Origin of the sequence: Colwellia sp. 6M3 (assembly GCF_014077595.1) — a bacterium.
GTDB lineage: Bacteria > Pseudomonadota > Gammaproteobacteria > Enterobacterales > Alteromonadaceae > Cognaticolwellia.
This window is the reverse complement of record NZ_JACGWF010000118.1, coordinates 1-9,895: the sequence shown is the minus strand read 5'-3', so window position 1 is coordinate 9,895 and position 9,895 is coordinate 1. Positions and strand designations below refer to the sequence as shown.

Below are 9,895 nucleotides of genomic sequence, written 5' to 3'. Positions count from 1 at the left end.
TGTCTCTTGTGGTTTTTTACGTTGTCTAGTTAACAAGTATTTTACCACAATGAGGCATCAACTTCTTTTAAATCATTAGGTTATTGTTATTTCCTCGTCTATTTTGAACCCCGAAACTTGAGTTATAACTTTTTACCCAACTATTTGATGGTGGATGACACCGAAGGTGGGCAGCTAAGAGTCCACTTTATTGATGAAGGGCCTAAAGATGGTGCATTAATTCTCTTAATGCATGGTGAACCTTCATGGAGTTACCTATACCGTAAAATGATTCCAGTTTTAGTGAGTGCAGGATTTCGGGTTATTGCACCCGACTTGATCGGCTTTGGTCGTTCAGATAAACCGACCCAATGTTCTGACTATACTTATAAACGCCACGTGGATTGGATGCACGCATTACTTAATCAATTACAATTGTCCAACATCACCTTGTTTTGTCAAGATTGGGGCGGATTGATAGGGTTACGTTTAGTTGCTGAACAAAGTGAGCGATTTAGTGGCGTTGTCGCTGCGAACACTATGCTACCCACAGGAGAGCATTCACCTGGAGAAGCATTCAGTCAATGGCAAAAATTTTCTCAAGAAGTTCCAGAATTTCCAGCGGGTAACATTATAAATAGCGGAACAACTTCAGTATTATCGGCTGAAATTATTGCCGCCTATGATGCTCCATATCCAGAAGAAAAATATAAAGCAGGGGCCCGACAGTTTCCTTTATTAGTGCCAACAAGTATTGATGATCCTGCAACAAAAAGTAATTTGGCAGCATGGGAGATATTGAGACAATGGCATAAACCATTTTTAACCGCATTTAGTGATTCAGATCCGATCACGGCTGGTGGTGATAAAATAATGCAAAAGTTAATTCCGGGTACAAAAGGTCAAGCCCATACCACCATAGTCAACGCGGGGCATTTTTTACAAGAAGATCAAGGCGAACAGTTAGCGCAAGTGGTGATCAAATTTATCAAAGATAACGGTAATAACTAATGGGTTAAATATAAAAAAAGTGAGCACGGTTTAGGCGCTCACTTTTTAATAGCGATAATTTTAAAACCAACTATAAAATCATTGTTAAATTAACGCTAATTCAGTAATACAACGCTGGTGTATAGCATTACAAACTCAGTTATAGAGCAATAACCATTGCAGAATCAAGTTCTATAGCGGCATCGAGTGCGGCTAAAATATCCTTTCTTTCTTTTAATTTAGTGCCATGATGCGCTTTCATATTCAAAGCTTGCATTTGAGTAGCAGCGGCTTTAGCTGTATCTAATAATTGTTCAGGTTCAACTAGCGTATCTAAAAATCCCGCTAGAACAGCTGTTTCTGGTGAAAATAATTCAGCATTGATTACAGAACGAGTTAAGTAGTTGATTGGCATGCGATTACGGGCTATTTCAATGCCAGCTTGATGCATTGTCATGCCAATAGCCACTTCATTCAAACCTATTTTAAATTTGCCCAAACTGCCAATACGGTAGTCACAGCTAAGTAATAAAAATGCGCCTTTCGCTATTGCATGCCCTGTACAAGCACCAATTATAGGAAAAGGAAAAGACAACATACGTCGAGATAAAGTAGAGCCAGCAGTAACTAAAGCTACTGCTGATGCTGAACTTTCTTTCATTGTTTTTAAATCAAAGCCGCCAGAAAATATTCCTGGCTGACTTGTTAAAATAACCACTGCACCGGCAGTTTCTGCTTGATCTAACGCGTCATTTATTTCAGTAATTACTTGATGGGAAATAGCATTAACTTTGCCATTTTTAAGGGTAATTGTTGCTATGTTTTCACTAATGTCTAAATCGATTAATTCCACGGTGCTTCCTATTGTTTTCAGTTTCTTATTAATGACTTAATAAGAAAATAGTAAATGTTATTACATTCAAAATCATCTTACTATTGTCTGCAGATGTTTTGAATAATGCTAGCTTGATTATTGTTTTTATTGCTAATAAAGTTAATTTTTACTATTTTAAAATAGTAAGTCCATATTACCAAGGGCACAGAAACAATCACCAGCAAAATATGTGTTTTTATTAAAACTTTTAACTATAACAAGGGTGTTAACCTTTATGTTTAGTTATTTAGCAAAACTGTACTGAGGTCTTTTTTATGAATATACAGTCATTGATAGTATGAAATTTAGACTAAATCTTCGCTTTATATATAAAATAACAAATAAATTTAAAAAATTGACACTTTAACCATGCTTTATTTTAATTTTTTAACTACTATTACTTTTATAAGTACCTGCTATATCGACATATTTATCAAAAAACTTTATTAACATTTAATAATGTCGTCAAAGTTAACCGGTAAAAATTATGACATTTTTAGATAAAGTTAATAGCTACAAATTAAACTGTGTTAATAGAGAGAAGTTATAAATGAAGCCGGCTAAAATTACAAATCAACTTGACATTGTTATGGTTTATCAAGAGCGAGATATTGTAGAGCCTGCAATTCAACAAATAACAGAATTAGGCTTGAACTTTAAAACTTATAAATTTAGCCCCGATAAACTAAACAGCTTAACCGCAATGAAACCTAAGGTTTTATTACTCTCATCAAATAACATCAAAAATACAATTGAATTTTATATCAATTATCTCGAAGAATATGAACAAAATATTGCGCCTCATAGTGCCATATTATTGATCAATAACCGCGAAACATTTCGTGCTTATTTGGCTTGCGAGAATGGTTTGTTTGACGATTACGCCATTATTAACCCGTTAAATGAACCTTACCGCTTAAAACTTGTTTTATTAAAAGAATTAAAACTAATAGAAAGCCGTAACAATGATAGCTTAAATCAACTGGTGAGTGATGGTGAAGACGAACTTGCCTCATGTATTGAGCATGGTGTAGCACTTAAAAAAACATTCATAGAAGGTGTTAATCAATGTGAAAAAGATATCTTGTCAGCTACGCAAACCGCTATTGAGGACAAAGAAGCTAAAGTAGTTTTACAAAATCTTGTCGGTTTATCACTAGACCAAATGAATGACACTGTTTCGAGTAAAATTCAGGGGATTTTAGATCAATTACTTGAATTAAAAGATAATAATGAAGCGGTAAAAGCAAAGGTTATTCAAAACAACATTAAAGATTCTCTGTCTGAAAGGGTAAATACAGGCTTGTTAAGTGCTGAGGTACAAGATATAGAACACTTTCAACGTACTTGTTATAAGGTGCTTGTGGCTGAACCTTCTAATATGTTCGCCCATGTTATTGATAAAATATTTTCTGATACAGTATTTAAGTATGTATTAGTTAACGATGGAAAAGCTGCCTTAGATGAGATAAATAACTTTAAACCCAACGTTGTACTTTTAGCTTATGACTTACCCACCTTAAACGGTATTGAAATTACAGAAATCATTCGCAAAGAAGGTAATCAAGTACCTATTATTGCCTATACTCAAGATCGCGATAGAGAAGTGATAAAACGCTGGTTTCCATTGGGTTTGAGCGGTTATTTAATAAAACCCTCTAAAAAAAGTGCCATATTAAAAAGTATCATTAAAGCGATAAAATCACCTAATGAAGTGCTGGAATATAAAGAAAAAGACAAAAAGGTGGTATTTAAATGGTTACCTAAATACCTTTTAGGTAATAAAGATATTGATGATAAACATGAAATGATATTTACCATGTTAAATGATTTTTATCATAAAGATGAGAAACAGTCTGCCATTATACTTGCTCAGCACTTAACTTCATATATCGACTTACAGCTAGAATCAGAAGAAAACTTATTAAAACAAATTAATTATCCAGACACTGAAAAGCATATAAAAGAGCATGAAGAATTAAAAGCTAACCTTATGGCTTTAATAAAGAAACTGGATCATTATACTGTTGAAATACAGCATAAAATCGCCATGTTTGTTTACAATTGGCTTACTCAACATATATTACAATCTGATATGTTGTATAAAGATTATGCATTATCAATAGAAGACGAAAGTTTCAGTTGATTTAGATTAAATAAGTGCACAGCATGAGCAGTTTATATTGTGTTATCATGTCTGCGCATTATAGTTCAGCCCAAGCTTGCTGCTTTTTGGTAGGCAGAGCGTTGTTTTACATTATCTAAATAGGCTTTGGTATAAGTTCTAGATTTTAGTAACCCTAGATTATCAGCCATTTCAAGCACAATTGTCATCATAATATCAGCAGCAGTAAAACAATCACCTGCAAAATATTGGCGTGTTGCTAAAGTACTTTCAATATAAGAAAAGTCTAAATTAATTTCCTTAGCGATATAGCCATCAAGAGGTTGTTTACCATCACGTGTTTCCATCGACATTAATAACGTGCTGATGACAGGTAAACTTAGTGATCCTTCAGCAAAATGAAGCCATTCTAGGTAATGGTAGTACTCAGTTGTATTCATTTTGGGACGAAGGCTTTCATTGTTGGTTTGATTAAGCAAATATTCCATAATCGCTCCCGATTCACATAAAGTAATTTCGTTATCAACAATAATGGGAGCTTTAGCAAGCGGATGAACCAGTCGTAAACTCTCTGGAGCTAATCTTGTTAGCGGATCACGCACGTGGTTAACCACGTTATATGGCATGCCAAGTTCTTCTAATAACCAAAGCACACGGGTTGAACGTGACTTATTTAGATGATGAATTGTTATCATAATAGTTCTCTTTAGCTTTCTTTATTTCTAGTTGATAAATACGACACTATAACGTAACTAATGTCGAAATTATTGCTATTTCAATTAATTAGGTTTGAGCTTGCGATGCGGGTAAGTTAACTCTAGCGCGTAAAAATCTCACTAATACACCTGCAGTAAACAACATCACCAAAGTATAAATAGCAGGGGTAAACGACATTTTATAATTCGCTAATAATGTTAACGCCATAAACATTGATAATGTACTGTTTTGTAGGCCTACCTCAATAGTCACTGAGGTGGTTTGTGCGGCATTTAAACCAAACCAGCGGCTTGAATAGTAGCCTAACGCCATTGTTGAAATATTTAATATAAGAGAAACTGGCCCTGTAGCAATAAAAGCCGATACAACAATATCTTGTTGCACATAAGTTAAAAATATAATCAACAAGGTTAAAAACAAAATACCAAATCTCGACACTAATACTTGGCTACTATCAGCAAAGCGAGGTGCAAAAGATTTAATTAACATGCCAATAGCAATAGGCACAATGGTTAAGCCCATTAAACTGATAATAGTAGGTATTAAGGGGAGCTGAAACTGGCTACCTTCACCCATAAAGTGCACAAGCGATAAATTTAATACAACTGGAATGGTAAAAACGGTGATTAAGCTTGCCACCGCGGTCATGGTAACAGAAAGTGCAACATCGCCTTTTGCGATATGCGAAAACATGTTTGAGGTAGTACCGCCAGGGCAAAGCACTAACAACATAACACCAACCGCATATTCAGGTTCTAATGGCATAATATTAGCAAGTGTAAAGCCAATAATGGGAAGTAATATTAATTGATTAAGTAAGCCAACCGAAACTGCTTTTGGGTATTTTAAGATACGTTTAAAATCATTTGGTACGAGCGATAATCCCATACCCATCATAATCAAAAATATACATATTGGAACCACTTGAGTATTAACTAATGTGACTAATTCTGTACCTTGCATATTCATCTCCATTGGAGGCTATTGAACGTTCTTGGTTAAATTTATGTCGAAATAACAGCGCTTTACTTTTGTTGGCTGAACTATCAAACCTGTTACCGGCACAGTTATTTTGTATAAATTGCTTTTGATTGCATTCTTCTAGCTATATTTACTTTCCTATAAACACAAAATAACGAACTTATTGCTATCTTGCTTTATGCATAAAACACATAACGCCTCAATGAATTTATCAAGGCTTTGTATATATTTATTAGTGAATCTAATGACTTTACTTCGTTATTTAATAAAATTGCTTAAGAGTTAAAAATTAAGCGTAGATAAAATCTTCAATCGCGCGATTAATCTCAGTAGATTTTTCATGCATCAACCAATGGCTGGCATCTTGAAAACGTTTAATCGTGCAGTTTGGTACATACTGCTCAAGGTCGTCTAGATTCTCTACAACAAAGGCTTCGTCTTGTTCTCCCCATAATATTAAGGTGGGAACATGCACTCGAATATTGGGTATTTTCATCTCAGTAACTTGCTTTACTTGCTCGTTTGAATTTATTTCGTTTTTTGACGCAAGTTGAGGCATAGCACGGTAGTACTGAAGCATGCCATTAATAACCCCCGTTTGTTGCCAAGCATTAATATACAAGGTTTTAGTGTTGTCATTTAATACCGAAGAACCATCAGAAAAAGTCATTTTTTCACACAAGTACTGATAATTATGTTGTTGAAGTAAATCTATAGCATTAAGGTCAATTAATTGATGAATATAGTCGCTTTTACTGCGTTGTAGGGGATTGTTGATCATTTCACGAGTGAAAGTACTTGGATGCGCCGCATTTAAAATGACTAGCTTATCAATATATTGAGGATAGAACGCGGCTAAGGGCCAAGCAATAGCGCCCCCCCAATCATGTGCGACTAAGAATACCTTTTGGTTTTGGCTTACCGCTGCGATAAATTTACTGATAAATGCAATTAAGTGTGGAACCTGATAAAAATTAACATCATCGGGTTTATCGCTTAAGTTATAACCGGGCAAGTCAGGAGCAATAACACGATAGTTATTTGAAAAATAGTTGAGTTGATGTTGCCATGCTTGCCAATACTCGGGAAAACCATGAAGAAAAACCAATGTAGCAACGGTATTGGTATTTTCATTTGCGCATGGTTCGGCGCTAACATAATGTATGTTAACACCTTCAATATCTATGTAGTGGCTTTTTAGCGGCATCGTTTGCATCAATGTTAGCTAAAAAATTCAACGGCATTAGCCACACTTTCTCGTTCGGTGCGAGTAGCGTTAACTGCGGCGCTTTCGTCTGCGTAACCAAACGACATACCAAATAAAATTCCACGCTGTTCAGGCAGATTAAGCGCTTTTTTAACGGGGTCTGGAAATTGTCCCAAAGCGCCTTGCATACAAGATGAAATGCCGTGTTCAGCTAAGATTAACGATAAAGATTGTGCGTAAATGCCTAAGTCAACAGCGCCCATTATGTCTAGGTACTTGTCCATAGTAAAAAATGCTACATGCGGCGCATCAAAAAATTGCCAGTTACGTATCATTGCCATTTGTCGTGCTTTTTTATCTTCACGCGCTACACCAATTGCAGAATACAATGCGTTAGCCGAACCGAACTGTCGTTCTCGGTGAATACCTTCATATTTAGGTAACCAGTTAAAATCAGGGTTTGGCGTTGCACCTTGCATAATTGTCGCAACTAAATCATTTTTCAGTTGCTCTTTTTTCTCGCCTGAAACAACACAAGTCTGCCAAGGCTGTACATTACAGTTTGATGGTGCTTGTTGTGCTTGTTTAAAAATTGCTTCAAGTAATTCTTGGCGAATGGGTTTACTTAAATAAGCACGAGTTGAATATCGCTCTTCTAACAAGGTAATAACTGACATAAGACATCCTTTATGAACATATAAAATATTATTTTAATAACCATTCGAGTAACTTACAAAAATAAGCACATATACTTATATTAAATCTACACTCTTTATAAAACCAATGAATAATTATTATGGTGATGTATTCCAATAAAATATAGTAGGGCAGGTTAAGTAGGCTGAGCCATAAAATAGCAAACGTGATGTGAGAAAAACCAATTGATTTAATTATGCATTTTATAATCTTTGGCAGTATTAATGCTTTTCTGTATACGATTTTTTAATAGATAGTGATTAATAATATTCATTTGTTTTATAACGTCAATGTAATTAGCATAATCAATATATGCATATAGTGATTGTAATGTTGTCATAAATTAATGTGGAGAGTATTTAAATGCCAGAGTATAAAGCACCGATAAGAGATATAAAGTTCGTCATGCAAGAATTACTTAATTGTGACAAACACTATCAACACTTAGGGTTCAACGATGCCAGTGAAGATATGGTTGATGCTATTTTATCAGAAGCCGCCAAATTTACTGAGCAAGTTATTGCGCCACTTAATCAAATTGGTGATCAACAAGGGTGTACTTGGACAGATGGTGTAGTAACAACACCTGATGGTTTTAAAGACGCTTATCAACAATATGTTGAAGGTGGATGGCCTACTTTATCTCAAAGTGTTGAATTTGGTGGTCAAGGATTGCCGCATTCACTCAATAGTGCAATCAGCGAAATGATGTCATCAGCAAATCATAGTTTCGCTATGTACCCTGGTTTAAGTCATGGCGCATTAGCAACTATTGAGGCACATGGTACTGAAACTCAAAAACAACAATTTATGCCAAAGTTAGTTGAAGGTAGTTGGACAGGCACCATGTGCTTAACCGAAGCGCATTGTGGTACTGACTTAGGTATGCTGCGTACTAAAGCCGAATTGAGTGCAGACGGTAGTTATTCATTAACCGGTTCAAAGATATTTATATCTGCCGGAGAGCACGACTTATCTGACAATATCGTACATATAGTTATTGCTCGTATTCCTGGCTCACCAGAAGGTAGTAAAGGAATTTCTTTATTTATTGTTCCAAAATTTAACGTAAATGAAGACGGAACGGTAGCTGACAGAAACGGTGTTAGTTGTGGCTCTATTGAACACAAAATGGGCATTAACGCCAATGCAACTTGTGTGATAAATTTTGATAATGCCAAAGGTTATTTAATTGGTGAAGTTAATCGCGGTTTAAACTGCATGTTTACTTTTATGAATTCAGCACGTTTAGGTGTGGCCCTTGAGGGTACTGCAGCAACAGAGGCATCTTTTCAAGGCGCATTAGCTTATGCCAAAGATCGTTTGCAAATGCGTTCAATTAGCGGGATTAAAAATCCAAATGGTCCAGCTGATCCCATCATAGTACATCCAGATGTTCGTAGAATGTTGCTCACACAAAAATCTATCGCTGAAGGCGGACGAGCGCTTATCGGATATTTATCACAATTAGTTGATATAACACATGCTGAAAAAGATAAAGAAAAAACTGTAAATGCTGAAACTAAACTCGCTTTACTAACGCCAATAGCAAAAGCACTATTAAGTGAATTAGGCTTTGAATGTACCAGCCATGGTGTGCAAATATTTGGTGGACATGGTTTTATTAAAGAGTGGGGCATGGAACAATTAATGCGTGACACCAAAATAAGCTGTCTCTATGAAGGCACAACGGGTATCCAAGCATTAGATTTACTTGCACGTAAAATATTAGGCAGTAAAGGTGCAATTTTACAACCATTTATGGCTGATGTGACTCAATTTTGTCAAGCCAACGCGAATAACGCAGCGATGACAGAGCAAATACAAACGCTAGGTGCTTATTTTCAACAATGGCAGGATATTACGGCAGATGTAGGTAAAAAGGCCATGGGCAATGCAGATGAAATTGGCGGTGCTTCAGTTGATTACCTTATGTTCGCGGGTTACGTTACCTTGGCTTATTTTTGGGCACAAATGGCTTCAGTAGCTCATGAAAAATTAAAAACTGGTGCTGAAGATGCCGCTTTCTATCAAGCAAAACTTCAAACATGTGAGTTTTACTTTAAACGTATATTACCTAGAGCTCAAGGTCACGCTGCTTGTATTGCAGGTGGTTCTGATTCGATGATGTCATTAGCCAGTGAAGACTTTTCATTTTAATCGATAGACTTACTATTTATACAATAAAATAACGTAAGTAAAAGATACGACGATTATAAAAGCAGGTATATATAAATAAGGGTTATGGATTACGCTAAAGTGATCATAACCCTTTTTTGATCATAAGCTTGAGTTAATAGATTGCGAGTTAATAGGTTTGATATAT

8 protein-coding genes are annotated in these 9,895 nt (G+C 35.6%); 3 read left to right on the top strand and 5 right to left on the bottom strand.

All coding sequences use genetic code 11. The features are described from left to right. Positions 1-117 precede the first annotated feature (117 nt). Positions 118-990, top strand: a complete 873-nt coding sequence (locus H4J50_RS17250; protein WP_259366286.1) for a haloalkane dehalogenase — start codon at positions 118-120, stop codon at positions 988-990. A 139-nt stretch (positions 991-1,129) separates the two neighbouring features. On the opposite strand, the gene H4J50_RS17245 is transcribed toward H4J50_RS17250, so the two are convergent. Continuing rightward, on the bottom strand, positions 1,130-1,822 hold the full coding sequence (locus tag H4J50_RS17245; protein WP_108456060.1) for a crotonase/enoyl-CoA hydratase family protein: 693 nt from the start codon (positions 1,820-1,822) through the stop codon (positions 1,130-1,132). 571 nt (positions 1,823-2,393) lie between these two features. On the opposite strand from H4J50_RS17245, the gene H4J50_RS17240 reads away from it, so the two are divergent. Beyond that, complete coding sequence (locus tag H4J50_RS17240) at positions 2,394-3,989, top strand: hemerythrin domain-containing protein (protein WP_182257487.1); 1,596 nt, start codon at positions 2,394-2,396, stop codon at positions 3,987-3,989. Positions 3,990-4,054: 65 nt separating this feature from the next. Here H4J50_RS17240 and H4J50_RS17235 read toward each other — a convergent pair whose 3' ends face one another. The 4 genes from H4J50_RS17235 to H4J50_RS17220 all read right to left on the bottom strand — a co-directional run bounded on the left by H4J50_RS17235 (position 4,055) and on the right by H4J50_RS17220 (position 7,550). Next, the gene (locus tag H4J50_RS17235; RefSeq protein WP_108456062.1) at positions 4,055-4,663 is read right to left on the bottom strand and encodes a glutathione S-transferase family protein; all 609 of its coding nucleotides are present in this window, start codon (positions 4,661-4,663) and stop codon (positions 4,055-4,057) included. Between the two features lie 88 nt (positions 4,664-4,751). Then, a complete protein-coding gene (locus tag H4J50_RS17230; RefSeq protein ID WP_182257486.1) occupies positions 4,752-5,648 on the bottom strand; it encodes a bile acid:sodium symporter family protein in 897 nt (298 codons plus the stop codon). A gap of 307 nt (positions 5,649-5,955) precedes the next feature. Continuing rightward, positions 5,956-6,882, bottom strand: a complete 927-nt coding sequence (locus tag H4J50_RS17225; protein ID WP_310733279.1) for an alpha/beta hydrolase — start codon at positions 6,880-6,882, stop codon at positions 5,956-5,958. 5 nt (positions 6,883-6,887) lie between these two features. Continuing rightward, a complete protein-coding gene (locus H4J50_RS17220) occupies positions 6,888-7,550 on the bottom strand; it encodes a nitroreductase (protein WP_182257485.1) in 663 nt (220 codons plus the stop codon). Between the two features lie 382 nt (positions 7,551-7,932). Here H4J50_RS17220 and H4J50_RS17215 point away from each other — a divergent pair, with 382 nt between their 5' ends. Beyond that, positions 7,933-9,729, top strand: coding sequence for an acyl-CoA dehydrogenase C-terminal domain-containing protein (locus H4J50_RS17215; RefSeq protein WP_108456065.1), 1,797 nt, complete (start codon positions 7,933-7,935; stop codon positions 9,727-9,729). Positions 9,730-9,895 lie beyond the last annotated feature (166 nt).

Excerpts from the sequence above, each read along its gene's own strand:
- H4J50_RS17230 (WP_182257486.1), bottom strand. The coding sequence starts at position 5,648 with ATGCAAGGTACAGAATTAGTCACATTAGTTAATACTCAAGTGGTTCCA.
- H4J50_RS17235 (WP_108456062.1), bottom strand. The coding sequence starts at position 4,663 with ATGATAACAATTCATCATCTAAATAAGTCACGTTCAACCCGTGTGCTT.
- H4J50_RS17215 (WP_108456065.1), top strand. The coding sequence starts at position 7,933 with ATGCCAGAGTATAAAGCACCGATAAGAGATATAAAGTTCGTCATGCAA.
- H4J50_RS17220 (WP_182257485.1), bottom strand. The coding sequence starts at position 7,550 with ATGTCAGTTATTACCTTGTTAGAAGAGCGATATTCAACTCGTGCTTAT.
- H4J50_RS17240 (WP_182257487.1), top strand. The coding sequence starts at position 2,394 with ATGAAGCCGGCTAAAATTACAAATCAACTTGACATTGTTATGGTTTAT.
- H4J50_RS17225 (WP_310733279.1), bottom strand. The coding sequence starts at position 6,882 with ATGCAAACGATGCCGCTAAAAAGCCACTACATAGATATTGAAGGTGTT.